The organism is Herbaspirillum sp. ST 5-3, assembly GCF_004804275.1.
Taxonomy (GTDB): Bacteria; Pseudomonadota; Gammaproteobacteria; order Burkholderiales; family Burkholderiaceae_D; genus Noviherbaspirillum.
In genome coordinates, this window is the sequence record NZ_STGI01000016.1 from 81,491 (window position 1) to 95,789 (window position 14,299).

At 61.2% G+C, this 14,299-nt stretch carries 15 protein-coding genes; 11 read left to right on the forward strand and 4 right to left on the reverse strand.

All coding sequences use genetic code 11. The features are described 5' to 3' along the window. The 9 genes from E6W33_RS23610 to E6W33_RS23650 are packed head-to-tail and all read left to right on the forward strand — an operon-like array spanning position 1 to position 8,635. Positions 1 to 297, forward strand: a complete 297-nt coding sequence (locus E6W33_RS23610) for a hypothetical protein (RefSeq protein WP_136419826.1) — start codon at positions 1 to 3, stop codon at positions 295 to 297. A gap of 45 nt (positions 298 to 342) precedes the next feature. Then, positions 343 to 1,851: a Tad domain-containing protein gene (locus tag E6W33_RS23615; RefSeq protein ID WP_168798736.1), complete on the forward strand. Its 1,509-nt coding sequence runs from the start codon at positions 343 to 345 to the stop codon at positions 1,849 to 1,851. A gap of 6 nt (positions 1,852 to 1,857) precedes the next feature. Beyond that, entirely contained in the window at positions 1,858 to 2,340 is a 483-nt protein-coding gene (locus tag E6W33_RS23620; protein ID WP_136419828.1) for a TadE/TadG family type IV pilus assembly protein, read from the forward strand. 17 nt (positions 2,341 to 2,357) lie between these two features. After that, positions 2,358 to 2,909: a TadE family protein gene (locus E6W33_RS23625; RefSeq protein ID WP_136419829.1), complete on the forward strand. Its 552-nt coding sequence runs from the start codon at positions 2,358 to 2,360 to the stop codon at positions 2,907 to 2,909. Between the two features lie 28 nt (positions 2,910 to 2,937). Beyond that, on the forward strand, positions 2,938 to 4,143 hold the full coding sequence (locus E6W33_RS23630) for an AAA family ATPase (protein ID WP_168798737.1): 1,206 nt from the start codon (positions 2,938 to 2,940) through the stop codon (positions 4,141 to 4,143). A 45-nt stretch (positions 4,144 to 4,188) separates the two neighbouring features. Then, positions 4,189 to 5,565, forward strand: coding sequence for a CpaF family protein (locus tag E6W33_RS23635; RefSeq protein ID WP_136419831.1), 1,377 nt, complete (start codon positions 4,189 to 4,191; stop codon positions 5,563 to 5,565). A 12-nt stretch (positions 5,566 to 5,577) separates the two neighbouring features. Further along, positions 5,578 to 6,552 carry a type II secretion system F family protein gene (locus tag E6W33_RS23640; RefSeq protein WP_136419832.1) on the forward strand — a complete coding sequence of 325 codons (975 nt, stop codon included), beginning with the start codon at positions 5,578 to 5,580 and terminating at the stop codon, positions 6,550 to 6,552. A gap of 23 nt (positions 6,553 to 6,575) precedes the next feature. Then, entirely contained in the window at positions 6,576 to 7,517 is a 942-nt protein-coding gene (locus E6W33_RS23645; RefSeq protein WP_136419833.1) for a type II secretion system F family protein, read from the forward strand. A 29-nt stretch (positions 7,518 to 7,546) separates the two neighbouring features. Further along, a complete protein-coding gene (locus E6W33_RS23650; protein WP_136419834.1) occupies positions 7,547 to 8,635 on the forward strand; it encodes a LytR C-terminal domain-containing protein in 1,089 nt (362 codons plus the stop codon). 30 nt (positions 8,636 to 8,665) lie between these two features. On the opposite strand, the gene recQ is transcribed toward E6W33_RS23650, so the two are convergent. The 4 genes from recQ to E6W33_RS23670 form a co-directional block, all read right to left on the reverse strand. After that, positions 8,666 to 10,483, reverse strand: coding sequence for a DNA helicase RecQ (gene recQ, locus E6W33_RS23655; protein ID WP_136419835.1), 1,818 nt, complete (start codon positions 10,481 to 10,483; stop codon positions 8,666 to 8,668). 9 nt (positions 10,484 to 10,492) lie between these two features. After that, positions 10,493 to 11,326, reverse strand: a complete 834-nt coding sequence (locus E6W33_RS23660; RefSeq protein WP_136419836.1) for an undecaprenyl-diphosphate phosphatase — start codon at positions 11,324 to 11,326, stop codon at positions 10,493 to 10,495. Positions 11,327 to 11,415: 89 nt separating this feature from the next. Beyond that, complete coding sequence (locus tag E6W33_RS23665) at positions 11,416 to 11,964, reverse strand: DUF1439 domain-containing protein (protein WP_247869761.1); 549 nt, start codon at positions 11,962 to 11,964, stop codon at positions 11,416 to 11,418. A 14-nt stretch (positions 11,965 to 11,978) separates the two neighbouring features. Next, the gene (locus tag E6W33_RS23670; protein ID WP_136419837.1) at positions 11,979 to 12,239 is read right to left on the reverse strand and encodes a YkgJ family cysteine cluster protein; all 261 of its coding nucleotides are present in this window, start codon (positions 12,237 to 12,239) and stop codon (positions 11,979 to 11,981) included. A 190-nt stretch (positions 12,240 to 12,429) separates the two neighbouring features. On the opposite strand from E6W33_RS23670, the gene E6W33_RS23675 reads away from it, so the two are divergent. Further along, positions 12,430 to 13,077, forward strand: coding sequence for a TetR/AcrR family transcriptional regulator (locus E6W33_RS23675; RefSeq protein ID WP_136419838.1), 648 nt, complete (start codon positions 12,430 to 12,432; stop codon positions 13,075 to 13,077). A gap of 11 nt (positions 13,078 to 13,088) precedes the next feature. Then, the gene (locus E6W33_RS23680; RefSeq protein WP_247869762.1) at positions 13,089 to 14,255 is read left to right on the forward strand and encodes an efflux RND transporter periplasmic adaptor subunit; all 1,167 of its coding nucleotides are present in this window, start codon (positions 13,089 to 13,091) and stop codon (positions 14,253 to 14,255) included. Positions 14,256 to 14,299 lie beyond the last annotated feature (44 nt).

Here is a 14,299-nt window from a genome sequence, read left to right on the forward strand (position 1 = left end):
ATGAAAACCGCACTGACCGTGTCCACACTCATCGCCTGCGCAATGTTCGCCGGATGTTCGTCCACGCCCAACCTGGACAGCCGCTTCGGCGACAGCGTCAACATCCTCAAGGCGCAGCAGACGATGGATCCGTCTGCCTCCTCCAGCACCAAGGCCATCCAGGTCGACGGCCTGGCTGCGAAGGAGGCGATCGGACAGTACAAGAAGTCTTACAGCCAGCCGAAGGCGCCGACCAACTCCTTCAGCATCAACATCGGCGCCGGGTCGAGTTCCGGCTCGGGCTCCGGCTCGCGCTGAACGTCGCCCGCCTGCATCGGCCGTGAATGCGCTATGGAGACAAGGATGAATCGCAAGCCCTGCTTCATGAAACGCCAGGAGGGCGCCATCGCCGTCATGGCGGGCATCCTCCTGTTCCTGCTGGTGGGCATGCTCGCGCTGGTGGTCGATCTTGGCCATGTCTATATCGCCAAGACTGGCCTGCAGAACGGCGCGGATGCGGCCGCGCTGGCCGGGGCGAAGCGGCTCAACGATTCGCTCGCCGGCGTCAACGCGGGTGTGGCCGATGCGATCGGCATTGCTCGCCACAACGTTTTTGATTTCTCCCTGCCGGTGGGAACGGACGCGGCTGACGGCGGATTGGACATCCGTGTCGGCAGCTGCCCCGATCCGGATTGCATGGTTTCCCTCGGCAGCGTCACCTCCGATGGCGCCGCTACCGGATTGTCTTACATCGAGGTCGACACCCGCAAACGAACGCTCGATTCCTGGTTCGCGGGGATCTGGAACATCCTGAATTTCGACCTGTCCGCCAGGGCCGTGGCAGGGCGCTACGTCATCAAGGTTACCCCCGTCGGCGTATGCGGCATTTCCAGCGACCCGGCCACCGAATTCGGGTTCATCCGGGGTGTGGCGTACAACATTCCGGACCTCAATCCGCTGACGCCGGGCGATCCGATCTGGATCAATCCGGTAGACACGCCGGGCAGCGGCGTTGCCTGTAATTCGAACAACGGCAGCACAGCAGTGATGGTTCCGTATGTATGCACCGGGCGCTCCGCCGTCGACATCCAGCTTCCCGGCGGTCGTGTCTATATCAATACCGGGACCCAGGAAGCGCTGGAACGCGCACTCAACTCGCGCTTTGGCGACCCGAAATCCTACTCGGGCGGCCAGGCATGCGACCCTTCCACCGCGCCTCCAGATACGAATGTGCAGCCGTACGACTGCGTCAACAATGCCAAGCCCAGCCTGCCGACGGGTTTGACGCAGGTGGAATGCGCCAACGGCTCGCCGTCATCCTCGGATGCGCGGTGGATGACGCCTGCTCCCGTCGGCCAATCCATTGCGACCTGGAGCAGCGGAGCCAATACAGGCAAACCCTTCTACTTCCCGAAGAACACCCACTTGCCCATGACATCCTCGGGAACGCGTCCGCCCGGCCCGACTGCCGCCGATTTCGCCAACTACGGCGTACTGTGGTCGGCCATTCATGAGTCGAATGCCAGCGGCCAGGAGTACACGACCGGCAACTGGCCCACGCTCTATGGCGGCAACGCCAACGCGTATCCCGATCCGCCGCCCTATCAGCAACGCGTCGCGCCCTACTTCCAGGCTCCAACAGCATCGAGCGCCTATATGCCGCGCCCGGGGCGCCGGGTTCTCACCCTGGCCATCATTGATTGCGAAGGCGTCGTGAAGAGTTCCGGCATGTGCAAACAGGAGCTCCCGGTCCTCGGTGTCGGCCAGTTCTTCATGACGAAGCCGGCCAACCTGCCGAAAGAGATCGTCGGCGAATTCATGGGCCTGGCGACACCGCCCAAGCCTTCCGCGCAAATAACCCTGTTCCGGTGACCGATCATGTTTCCTGTCTTCGCCACACGCACAGCACCACGCAGGCAATCCGGCTCGGCTGCGGTGGAGTTCGCGCTCCTGCTGATCCCGTTGCTGCTCATGGCCGGCGTGATCGTCGAACTGGGCCGCGCCTTCTGGTATTACGATGCGCTCGCCAAATCAACGCGCGACGCCGCCCGCCTGCTCTCGATGGCTGCGCCGGAAAGCTTCGCCACCGACGGCATCCCGAGTGCCGCGGCGCTTGTCGTGAATGCGGCACATGCGGCAGGCGTGCCGGCCGTACTGGACGCGGACGACGTCGCGGTAACCTGCTACGACATCGACTACCGGGAGGAAGCTTGCGCCGACAACGATCCCCCCTACTACCTGCGCGTCGATGTCAGCTACAGCCTGACCGTCGGCGACCTGTTCCCGGTGGTTTTCCCGGCCGGCAGCCTGGCGCCACTTCCCGTCACGCTCGCGCCGGCCACGACGATGCGCTACATGTGACAGGAGGAATGTCGATCATGCTCCGAAAGCCTCCCTGCCCACAACACGGTGCCGCCAGCGTCGAATTCGCGCTGGTTGCCGTCGCTTTCCTGACCGTCGTCTTCGGCATCATCGAAATGGGCCGCCTGTTCTATCTCTGGAACACCGTGCAGGAGGTCACGCGCCGCGCCGCGCGTGAAGCCGTGGTGCGCTATGTGGAGGACGCGCCCGCCATCCAGCGCTATGCCGTGTTCCAGCCTGATGCCAGCGGCGTCGTGCAACTGCCCGGTGCCGCCGAAATCAGCAATCTTGCGGTCGACATCCGCTACCTGAACCGGGTCAATGCATCCGGCGTCGGCGTGCCCGCCGACCCGCTGCCGCCAAGCCCGGTCGACAACATCACTGCCTGCGTCAGCAAGACGCCAAGCTGCATCAATTTCGTCGAGGTGACGGTCTGCATGGGGGAGGATGGTGCATGCACGCCGGTGCAGTACGTGCCGCTGTTCGGCATGTGGCCATTCAATTTGTTCGCCGTTGACATACCGGGCTCAACCGTTGTCATGCCGGCAGAAAGCCTCGGCCTGCTGTGACGGGCCGGTAACCAGTTCAGGGGATAACATGAAGATCGCAATCATTTCGTCGAACACGGGCACGACCGAGGGCATCCGCTACATGCTCCAGGCGGGAGGTGACCAGCATGGCGTTTCGTTCCATGAAGGCAGCCTGGAACAGATCGAGCGCGTGGCGAAATGGACGCGGCCCGACCTGATCATCGTTGATTACCGCAATGGCACCGAGGACGGCCTCGGCAAGCTGGAAAACGCGGATGTCGCACATCTGGATGCGAAGCTGATCATCCTCTGCGACAGCGTGTCGCCGGACTTCGTGATCGGTGCCATGCGCGCCGGGGTCAAGGACGTCCTGAAACTGCCCGTCACCGCCGACGTCCTGCGCGCGGCCATCGGTCGTATTGAACAATCGCTGGCCAGAAAATCCGTCCAGCATGGCGGCTGCCAGGTACTCTCGTTCATCTCGGCCAAGTCGGGCGCCGGCACCACCTTCCTTGCCACCAATCTTGCCTACACGCTGGCAGTGGAACAGAACAGGAAAGTTGCACTGCTCGATCTGAACCGCCAGTTCGGCGACGCGCTGATGTTCCTCTCCGACCAGACGCCCGCCACCACGCTGGCCGATGTCGCGCACAACATTCAACGGCTCGATGCCGCCCTTCTCGCCTCCAGCATGACCCAGGCCGGACCCGGCCTGGACGTCCTGGCCGCGCCCAATAATCCGGTCGAGGGCATGGAAGTCCGGCCGGAACACATCGACCGCATCGTCGGGATGGCGCGCGAGCTCTACGATTTCGTGGTGCTCGATGTCGGCTGCAATTTCGACGCACAGACGATCAAGGCGCTGGATCAGGCCGACGCGATCTATGCGGTGATGCAGGTCTCCCTGCCCGTGATCCGCGATGCCCGGCGCCTGCTGGATGTCTTCCATACGCTGGATTACCCGAGCAGCAAGATACATCCGGTGGTCAACCGCTACGCCAAGGGAGGCGACATCCAGCTTTCCGACCTCGAGAAATCGCTCGGCATGAAGCTCTCGCGCATCGTGCCGAACCATTACGACGCGGTGACGGCCTCGATCAACCAGGGCATTCCGATCGGGCTGCTGAGCAAGACGAGCCCGGTTGCCAAGGCACTCAACCAATGGAGCACTTCACTGGTGCAGGGCGAGAAACAGGAAGAAATCCCCTGGTTCAAGCGCATGCTGAAACGCTACGAAGGCGAGCGCGGCAGCGGCACGCATGCCAGCCGATAGCCGACCCGGACAACACGACAGACCATCAAAGCAAGGAGCGGCTTCATGTCTTTAAGAACACAGTTCAACATCGGCGCAAGCAGTGCAAAGGAATCCGGCGCCACAGGACTTGTGCCCGGCAGCGTGCGCACCATCGACAACCAGGCCTACCGCGAACTGAAAGCCCGCCTGCATCAGACACTGCTGGACCGGATCAATCTGAAAGCGATGGAAAACCTGGGGGAGCAGCAACTCAAGGAAGAACTCAAGCGCCTGGTGCAGGATCTGCTCAAATCCGAAAACGTCGTTCTCAACGATGCGGAACGGCGCGCGGTGGTGCGCGACATCCAGTACGAAATGATGGGCTTCGGCCCGCTGGAGCCGCTGCTGGTCGACCCGAGCGTAACGGACATCCTGGTGAACACCAGCAGGCAGGTGTATGTCGAGCGCTTCGGCAAACTGCAGCTGACCGATGTGAAGTTCAACGACGAAGCGCATCTGCTGAAGATCATCGACAAGATTGTGTCGGGCGTCGGGCGGCGCATCGACGAGTCGAGCCCGATGGTGGACGCGCGCCTGCCCGACGGATCGCGCGTCAATGCAATCATTCCGCCGCTGGCGGTGGACGGTCCCATCCTGTCGATACGCCGCTTCTCCGCCAAGGCCTTGACCATGGATGACTTCGTGCACCTCCAGAGCCTGATTCCAGACATGGCGCTGATGCTGGAATCCCTTGCGAAAGCCAAGATCAACATGGTGATTTCCGGCGGTACCGGCAGCGGCAAGACGACACTGCTGAACATCCTGTCCGGCTATATCGACGCCAGCGAACGCATCGTGACCATCGAGGACGCAGCAGAATTGCAGCTGCAGCAACCGCATGTGGTCCGGCTGGAATCGCGCCCGCCCAACATCGAAGGCAAGGGCGAGGTCACACAACGCATGCTGGTGCGCAATTCGCTGCGCATGCGGCCCGACCGCATCATCGTGGGCGAGGTGCGCGGCCCGGAAGTGATCGACATGCTGCAGGCAATGAACACCGGCCATGAAGGCTCGCTTACCACCATCCATGCCAACACGCCGCGCGATGCGCTGACACGCCTGGAAAACATGATCGGTCTTGCCGGCATGAGCCAGCCGACGAAAGTGGCGCGTTACCAGATCAGCTCCGCGATCACGGTGGTGGTGCAGGTGGCGCGGATGCTCGATGGCAAGCGCAAGGTCGTGAGCATCCAGGAAATCACCGGAATGGAAGGCGACGTGGTCACGATGCAGGAAATCTTCGGCTTCCGGCAAACGGGCGTGACGAAAACGGGCGCGGTGCAGGGCTATTTCCATGCTCTCGGGGTGCGGCCCCGTTTTCTCGAGCGTCTGCACATCCGCGGCATCGACCTGCCTGAAACGATGTTCGATCCGAACCGGCTCTATGAAGTGACGACGTGATTGGGGAACAGCATGGGATACGCCTATATTTTTTTCGTCATCGCGCTCTTCATCGCGGTGGTGCTGCTGCTGGAAGGCTTGTACCTGACATGGAACGCTTCGCGCGGGCCCGTGGCAAGGCGGATCGCGCAGCGTCTCCAGCTCATGTCCAGCGACGGTCGCGCCGCCGGGAACTCGTCCATCTTAAAGGAGCGGCTTTTCAGCAAGATGCCATCGCTGCAACGCTTGCTGTCGCGCATACCCCACGCACACATTCTCGATCGCTGGCTTGAACCGTCGGGAATCGACATGAGCGTGGCGCGCTTCTGCGCTGCCTCGCTGGGATGCTCTCTGGGCGCGTTCGTGCTGTTGTGGATGATGCATGTGCCGGTCGCGGTTGCCATTGCTTGCGCGCTTGTCGCGGGCGGCATTCCGTTCGCCGTGGTGGCCACCGCCAAACGCAGGCGGCTGAGCACCATCGAAGCACAGCTCCCGGATGCTCTGGAGCTGATCAGCCGTGCGCTCAGGGCCGGACACTCCTTTTCTTCCGCAGTGCAAATGGTCGGACAGGAGCTGCGCGATCCGCTGGCGTCCGAGTTCCGGATCGTGTTCGACGAGGTGAACTACGGCATTCCGATGCAGGACGCCCTCAAGCACCTGGCGCTCCGCGTGCCCGGGACGGATATCGGCTATTTCGTCGTCGCGGTGCTGATCCAGCGCGAGACCGGGGGCAACCTGGCCGAGCTTCTGGTCAAGATCGCCACGATCGTGCGCGAACGGCTGCGTTTGTTCGGCCAGATCCGCGTCTATTCCGCCGAGGCGCGCCTGTCCGCATGGATCCTCGGACTGCTGCCGATCGTTCTTGCCCTCGTGCTGAACTTCGTCAATCCGCGCTTCATGCGGGTACTCTGGACCGACCCGGCGGGTGAAAAAATCATTGCCGTGATGATGATACTGATGATCATCGGCGTCATCTGGATGCGCAAGATCATCCGGATCAAAGTGTGACGTAAAGACAAGGAGCCACGATCATGTCAGTCGTCCAGTTTTTCTTCCTTGGCGCCGTGTTCATTTCTGCGTTTGCAGGAGCCATGTTCTTGATTTCGTATCTCGTGCCGAGTCCCGTGCAGCAGCGCCTGCGACGCCATGCAAACGACGTCGCGTCCGCCGAGACGGGCCCTGGCGTGAATTGGGTCGTGCGCCTCGCAAAGCTGTCCGGCCCGCTGGCGAAGCTGTCGGTGCCGGCCGAGGGCTGGGAAAATTCGGCGCTGCGCACGCGCTTCATGAATGCCGGTTTTCGCGGCGACGGTGCACCCGCGGTGTACTTCGCCGCCAAGACATTGCTGGCCATTGCCGCCCCGTCCCTGCTCTGGCTCGCCCTGCTGGCAAGCCCCAGCCCGATGAAGGCCAATCAAATCCTGCTCATCCTGGTCATTGCGTCGGCCGCCGGCTTCTTCCTGCCCAACCTTGTGCTGACGCATATCGTGAATGTGCGCAAGCGTGAAATCTTCGAACGCTTTCCGGAAGTCCTGGACCTTCTGACGATTTGCATCGAAGCCGGCCTCGCCATCGATGCGGCGATCGCGCGCATCGCGCAGGAAATGGCTGAGACCTCGCCGGCCCTCAGCGAAGAACTGCATCTTGTCACGCTCGAACTGCGCGCCGGCAGCACCAAAGACAAGGCACTGCGCAACCTGGCTATGCGCACCGGCGTCGAAGACATCGATTCGCTGGTCGCGATGCTGATCCAGGCAGAGCGCTTCGGTACCAGCGTGGCGGAGTCCCTTCGGGTGCATGCCGAAAGCCTGCGCATCAAGCGCCGCCAGCGCGCCGAGGAAGCCGCGGCGAAAGTGGCATTGAAGCTGCTGTTCCCCTTGATCTTCTGCTTCTTCCCGGCACTGCTGGGTGTGCTCATGGGGCCGGCTTTCATCCAGATATCGCGTGCCCTGCTGCCGGCCATGGCAGGACATTGACCCCCCTTCGCACGAGAGGAACGGACATCATGAAAAGAATACTGCGTCTGCTGCCCCTGGCATCCAGCATTCCCTTGCTGCTGAGCTGCAGCACTTTCAACCAGAGCGAGCCGAAGGAGAAAGCGGCGCTACGGGTCGAGCCCGTATTCGCAATCCGCCATGCGGGCAGTGACGCGCAGGATTATTACCAGCTGGGTCGCTATTACCAGGGGCAGCAGCGCTTCGACCTTGCCATCGACGCCTATCGCAAGGCGCTCGACATCAACATGGATTTCGTCGAGGCGCATAACGCGATCGCGACGAGCTATGCCGCGCAGGGTGAATACGACAAGGCGATTGCCGAGTTCCTTTCCGCGCTGAATACGGCGCCGCAGGCCGCGCATCTCTATAACAATCTCGGCTACACCTATTTCCTGCAGAAGAATTACGTCAGCGCGGTTGCCGCCTACGACAAGGCACTGGCGCTGGACTCGCGGAATGCGCGTACAGCGAACAACCTCGCGCAAGCCTATACGCAATTGAACGAGGATGAAAGATCGCAGATCGCGACGATGCGTGCCCAGGTGAAGCCGGTAGTCAGCGCAAGTCCGACGGATCGGCCGACGGCTGTTGCCGAACAAGAGAAAGTCCAGCCCGCAGCGCAGCCCGCTGTTGTCCAGACATCACCCATCGTGCTGCATCCGGACGCCGCATCGCCGGCTCCGCAGCTGCTGCCGGTCAAGCTTGAGCCTGCGCCAGCCAGGGTCGAATCCAATCCGCTCAAGCCAGTCCGGCTTGAAATCTCCAACGGCAACGGGATCAACGGCATGGCAAAGAAGGCGGCGAATGCACTCGCGCAAGAGGGAATTGCAACCGCTCACCTGACCAACCAGAAGCCGTTCCGCCAGCTGGAAACGGTCATTCAATATCGTGAAGGTTTCCGGGAGCAGGCGGTCGGCCTGAGTCAGAAATTCGTGAACCCGCCAAGCCTGCTGGCGACCACCAGGCTGCGCGGCAGCACGGATGTGCGTCTGGTTCTCGGCTGGGATTTGCGGGGAAGCCACCGAGCGGTATTCGTTTCGGACAAGGCCGCTTCAAAACTGGCGCTGGATACGCCTCACTCGCCTGGCGAAAAATAAGGATGCGTCGATCGCGGCCGCGTGCCGCGATCAGTCCATCTCCGCGATCAGCGAAATGATTTCTTCGCCATAGGTTTCGAGCTTCTTCTCGCCCACGCCGGAAATATTGCGCAGGTCGCCGATCGATGCCGGTTTCGCCTTGGCGATTTCGCGCATCGTCGCATCGTGGAAGATCACATAGGCCGGCACATTGTGCTTGCGCGCGGTTTCGACGCGCCACCAGCGCAGCTTCTCGAAAATCGCCTGCTCCGCCGAGGACAGGTCGCTTTCCACGTAGTTTTTCGTCCGGGAAGTTTCGCGCTTCTTCTTCGCCGGTTTTTGATATTGCCGCAGTTGCACTGTTCGCTCGCCGCGAAGGACCGGCCGCGCCTCATCGGTCAGCTTCAGCGAACCGTAGGCGTCGTGGTCGACCACCACCAGTCCCAGCGCAATCGCCTGGCGCAGGATGGCGCGCCATTCCGCTTCGCTGGTCTCGCTGCCGATGCCGAAGGTGGACAGTTTTTCGTGCCGCCACTGCTTGATCTTTTCCGAATCGGCGCCGCGCAGCACATCGATCACATGCCCCGCGCCGAAGCGCTGATCGACGCGATAAATCGTGGACAGGAGCTTTTGCATCTGCACCGTGCCGTCGAACGATACCGGCGGGGAAAGGCAGATGTCGCAGTTGCCGCACGGCCCGGAAGCTTGCCCGAAATAATCGAGCAAGCGCACGCGCCGGCAGTTCAGCGTCTCGCACAAACCGAGCATGGCATCGAGCTTGGCGGTCTGCACGCGCTTGAAGGTCTCGTCGGCTTCCGATTCGTCGATCATGCGGCGCTGCTGCACCACGTCCTGCAGTCCGTACGCCATCCACGCGTCCGCCGGACCGCCGTCACGGCCTGCGCGTCCGGTTTCCTGGTAATAGCCCTCGATGCTCTTCGGCAGGTCGAGGTGCGCGACGAAGCGCACATCCGGCTTGTCAATGCCCATGCCGAAGGCAATCGTCGCCACCATCACGATCGCATCCTCGCGCAGGAAGCGCGCCTGATTGGCGGTGCGCGTCTTCATGTCCATGCCCGCGTGATAAGGCAAGGCCGTCACGCCATGCGCATTCAGGAACTCCGCGGTTTCCTCGACTTTCTTGCGCGAGAGGCAATAGACAATGCCGGCTTCGCCGGAATGCTCTTCCTTGATGAAATCCAGCACTTGCTTGCGGCCATTGGATTTCTCGACGATCTGATAACGGATATTGGGACGATCGAACGAAGACACGAATTGCATCGCGTCGTCGAGTTGCAATCGATGCGCAATCTCGGCGCGCGTCTGCGGGTCGGCGGTCGCGGTGAGTGCAATGCGCGGCACTTGCGGGAAGCGCTCGTGCAGCACCGACAGCTTGATGTATTCCGGCCGGAAGTCGTGGCCCCATTGCGAGACGCAATGCGCCTCGTCGATGGCAAACAAGGCGATCTTCGAGGCTTCCAGCAACTCGAGGCAGCGTGGCGTCATCAGCCGCTCGGGAGCGACGTACACCAGATCGAGCTCGCCGTTGCGTACCTTGCGCTCGGTGCGCATTGCTTCGTCGAAGCTTTGCGTCGAGTTGAGAAACGCCGCGCGCACGCCCACTTCGGCCAGCGCATCGACCTGATCCTGCATCAGCGCAATCAGCGGCGAGACAACCACGCCGACGCCGTCGCGCAGCATTGCAGGAATCTGGTAACAGAGGGATTTGCCGCCGCCGGTCGGCATCAGCACCAGCGCATCGCCGCCGCCGGCGACGTGGTTCACGATCTCGGCTTGCTGGCCGCGAAACGAGGGATAGCCGAAGACGCTTTGCAGTATGTGCAAGGCACGATTGTTCTCAACCTGCATGTGCGTATTCTAATCCACCCATGCCACCATGCCGCTGTACGCCGTCGCGATGATGACAAAGCCAAACACGATCCGATACCAGGCAAAGGCGCTGAAGTCGTGCGAGCTGATGTAGCGCAGCAGCCAGCGCACGCACAGGAAGGCCGAAATGAAGGCGGAAATCGCACCGATGCCGAACCACGGCAGGTCGGCCGCCGACAGCAATGCGCGTTCCTTGTACACGGAATAAATCGTCGCCGCGAACAAGGTCGGGATCGCCAGGAAGAAAGAGAATTCGGTGGCCGCCTTGCGCGACAGGCCGAACAGCATGCCGCCGATGATGGTCGCTCCGGACCGGCTGGTGCCGGGAATCAAGGCGAACGCTTGCGCGCAACCCACCTTGAAGGCATCGAGTGCCGTCATGTCATCGACCGATTGCACGCGGCTTTCGACCGGCTTGATCCTGTGTCTGCGTTCCACCCACAGGATGATCAGGCCGCCGACGACAAAGGCGAGTGCCACTGGCACCGGCGAAAACAATACCGCCTTGATCTTTTTGTTGAAAAGGAAGCCAAGCGCGGCGGCGGGCAGAAAGGCAACAATCAGGTTGATGGCAAAACGCTGCGCCTTGGCATCGCTGAACAGACCGGTGAGGACGTTCGCAATCCGTACCCGATATTCCCAGCAGACCGACAGCATGGCGCCCGCCTGAATCGCGATCTCGAATACCTTGACCTTTTCGCCAGTGAAGTTGAGCAGGCTGCCGGCCAGAATCAGATGTCCGGTGGACGAAATGGGAAGGAACTCCGTCAAGCCTTCGACGATGCCCATGATGAGCGCTTTGAGCGCAAGTGCGAAATCCATGTTTGCGTGGTGGTCGATTCAATAAAAAAACCCGCCGGTACCAAGGCCGGGCGGGTCGCGGCTGAACGCGCGATGCAAGCGCCGAGCGCTTATCTGGCGGGCTCAAAGGTTACCACGAGCGCGTTTGCTTTGGTCGTGATTTTTGTCGGAATCATGCTCGTGCCGGCGTAGTGCAAATCGCCCGGGCGCAATGTGTAAAGCGGTATATCTTTCAACAACTCCTCGGCAAGCAGGCGGCCGACTTTCGCGATCTGGTTCGCGTACAAGGGATCCAGCCCGCTCACGTTGAAGGTTTCCACGCGCGGATCGCCGAGGACGAGCGCATTGCGCGAGGGATCGAATTTCAACTGGCCCGATACCGCGAAATTGCCGGCCCACGACCGGTTGGTCAGCGGCGGCGCGATCGACGCATCCATGCTGGTCAGGATGCGATTGGAATCCGGCTGCAAGGCGACGTGCGGATTGGTCAGGCGGATGTCCAGCAATTCGAGATAGCGGTTATTGAACGGAAAACGGTTGGCAACCGCCTCTTGCAGGCGTGCCAGCGGAATTTCCACGTCGCGGGGACCGAGCATCGATGCGCAGGACGCCAAAAATGCCGTGACAATCATTGCAAACCAGACAGCGCGCAATTTCATCGCGTTTCCTTCAGTCATGAGGTCAGTTTGTCGAGCAGCGACAGATATTGCAGCGCATGCTCGCGCGTGTCGCCGCACATCTCCAATGATGGCTGTAGACTTTCGCACACCGCGGGGCGTTCCGGTTTGCCGAAAATCATGCACTGGTTAAGCGCATTGAGTTGTGCGCAACGAACCCCGGCCGGTTTGCCATTCGGCATTCCCGGTATGGGCGAAGATATCGAGGGAGCAATGCAGCAGGCGCCGCATCCGCTGCGGCAGGAAAAGTTGTTCATAAGGTAAAGCATGGATTGGCAACGGCAATGCGCCGATTCTACCGGCTACCCGGAGCTGTTTCTGGCTGTTTTGCAACAGAGCTGCGTGGCATATTTTTGCTGGATGGGATGGTCGCGCCGCTTGACGGTGCAGGCATAGGCGCTTATATTACTGACTCGTTAGTAAGTTATTTGGTTCCAGCCATCCGCCATGAACTGTCCTTTCAAGAAGCGCTGGGAACGGCGTAAAGAAGCACGTCCGCAAGAATTGCTCGCTGCGGCGCTCGACCTATTTGTAGAGCGCGGCTATTCCGCGACCCGCCTGGATGATGTTGCGGCACGCGCCGGTGTCTCCAAGGGAACTCTGTACCTGTACTTTGCCAACAAGGAAGAGCTCTTCAAGGCAGTCGTGAGGGAAAACATGGTGCCGGTTCTGGGAGAAGCGGAAGATACGGTCGAGAATTTTGAAGGATCCACCGCCGACCTGTTCCGCGAGATCATTCTTGGATGGTGGGAACGCATCGGCAGCACCAAGCTGTCAGGCATTGCCAAGTTGATGATGGCCGAGTCCAGCAATTTCCCGGAAGTCGCGCAGTTCTACTTCGAAGAAGTCATCTCGCGTGGCAATGCGATGATTGTAAGCATGCTGGAGCGCGGCATCGAGCGCGGTGAATTTCGCTCCATCGACGTGAACCAGGCGATGAATGTGGTCTGCGCACCGATGCTGATGCTGATGATGTGGAAACACTCGTTCAATGCCTGTCGCGTCGATCCGCTGCAGCCCGAAGCCTATTTGAACAGTTTTATCGACTTGCTCCTGAACGGATTGCTGAGCGACCGTTCGGCAATTCCGCAATGAATGGATCTGCCATGCTAAAACGCCGTTCCTTCTGGATCATTCTCGTTGCCTGCCTGCTGGCGGCGGGCGTCGCCGCAGCCATGCTGAAGAAGCAGAACAAGGCGCCGGTGATTCCTGCCTCGGAGCCCACGGTGACGTTCATGGAATTCCTGCCCTCCGACGTCACCCAGGTCAACGAGCGCGAGCTGCGGCAACTGTTGCCGCTGTCCGGCTCGCTGCGTGCGGTCAACCAGGCCAGCGTCAAGGCCAAGGTGCCGGGCGAAGTGCGCGAGGTGCTGGTGCGCGAAGGCGAAGCCGTCAAGACCGGCCAGATACTGATCAAGATGGACGTGAGCGACTACCAGGCACGCGTGGACCAGGCCAAGGGCGCACTGCAAGCCGCACGAGGCCAACTCGAAATCGCCACCAAGACACGCGACAACAACAAAGCCTTGCTCGACAAGGGCTTCATTTCGAAAACGGCATTTGACAACGCGGAAAGCCAGTTCGACATCGCACGCGCAAATGTGGAATCGGCCAAAGGTGCGCTCGATGTGGCGCAAAAAGCGCTGGCCGATACCATCATCCGCGCGCCCATTTCGGGATTGGTCAGCAGCCGCACGGTGCAACCGGGAGAGAAAGTCTCCGCCGACAACCGGCTGCTCGACGTAGTCGATCTGAACCAGATGGAAATGGAAGCCGCGGTGCCCGCCGGCGACATCATGCATGTGGCTCTCGGACAAGAAGTCCAGGTGCGGGTGGAAGGCATGCCCAAGCCGATCGCCGGCAAGGTCGTGCGCATCAATCCCGCAACCCAGGCAGGCTCGCGTTCCATCATGGTCTACGTCCAGATCGACAATCCGCAAGGCGCCTTGCGCGTTGGCATGTTCGGCGAAGCACAACTGACGATCGCAAAGAAAGCCGGCGTGCTGAGCGTGCCGCAATCGGCGATTCAGACCGAAGCCGGCAACACCTTCGTGTATGCCATCGAGAACAGCAAGCTGGTGCGCAAACCGGTGACGCTCGGCATGCGCGGCGATGACGGCGATGGCGCGGCAGTCGAAATCGCCGACGGCCTGTCACGCGGCGCACAGATCGTGAAAACGAATCTCGGCAGTTTGCGCGTCGGCACGACAGTCAAGTTTGCGCAGGCCGGCAATCCCGCAGTCACAAACAGCAGCAAGGCTGCAGCCCAGTAGGCATGCGGCCGCAGGCAACCTCGAATAAGCTCCCTGCCCGCATG

Bases quoted from the DNA above. Each gene is read 5' to 3' on its own strand.
- E6W33_RS23640 (WP_136419832.1), top strand. From the start codon at position 5,578: ATGGGATACGCCTATATTTTTTTCGTCATCGCGCTCTTCATCGCGGTG.
- E6W33_RS23675 (WP_136419838.1), top strand. From the start codon at position 12,430: ATGAACTGTCCTTTCAAGAAGCGCTGGGAACGGCGTAAAGAAGCACGT.
- E6W33_RS23660 (WP_136419836.1), bottom strand. From the start codon at position 11,326: ATGGATTTCGCACTTGCGCTCAAAGCGCTCATCATGGGCATCGTCGAA.
- E6W33_RS23630 (WP_168798737.1), top strand. From the start codon at position 2,938: ATGAAGATCGCAATCATTTCGTCGAACACGGGCACGACCGAGGGCATC.
- E6W33_RS23610 (WP_136419826.1), top strand. From the start codon at position 1: ATGAAAACCGCACTGACCGTGTCCACACTCATCGCCTGCGCAATGTTC.
- E6W33_RS23680 (WP_247869762.1), top strand. From the start codon at position 13,089: ATGCTAAAACGCCGTTCCTTCTGGATCATTCTCGTTGCCTGCCTGCTG.
- recQ (WP_136419835.1), bottom strand. From the start codon at position 10,483: ATGCAGGTTGAGAACAATCGTGCCTTGCACATACTGCAAAGCGTCTTC.
- E6W33_RS23625 (WP_136419829.1), top strand. From the start codon at position 2,358: ATGCTCCGAAAGCCTCCCTGCCCACAACACGGTGCCGCCAGCGTCGAA.
- E6W33_RS23650 (WP_136419834.1), top strand. From the start codon at position 7,547: ATGAAAAGAATACTGCGTCTGCTGCCCCTGGCATCCAGCATTCCCTTG.
- E6W33_RS23615 (WP_168798736.1), top strand. From the start codon at position 343: ATGAATCGCAAGCCCTGCTTCATGAAACGCCAGGAGGGCGCCATCGCC.
- E6W33_RS23665 (WP_247869761.1), bottom strand. From the start codon at position 11,964: ATGAAATTGCGCGCTGTCTGGTTTGCAATGATTGTCACGGCATTTTTG.
- E6W33_RS23670 (WP_136419837.1), bottom strand. From the start codon at position 12,239: ATGAACAACTTTTCCTGCCGCAGCGGATGCGGCGCCTGCTGCATTGCT.
- E6W33_RS23635 (WP_136419831.1), top strand. From the start codon at position 4,189: ATGTCTTTAAGAACACAGTTCAACATCGGCGCAAGCAGTGCAAAGGAA.
- E6W33_RS23645 (WP_136419833.1), top strand. From the start codon at position 6,576: ATGTCAGTCGTCCAGTTTTTCTTCCTTGGCGCCGTGTTCATTTCTGCG.
- E6W33_RS23620 (WP_136419828.1), top strand. From the start codon at position 1,858: ATGTTTCCTGTCTTCGCCACACGCACAGCACCACGCAGGCAATCCGGC.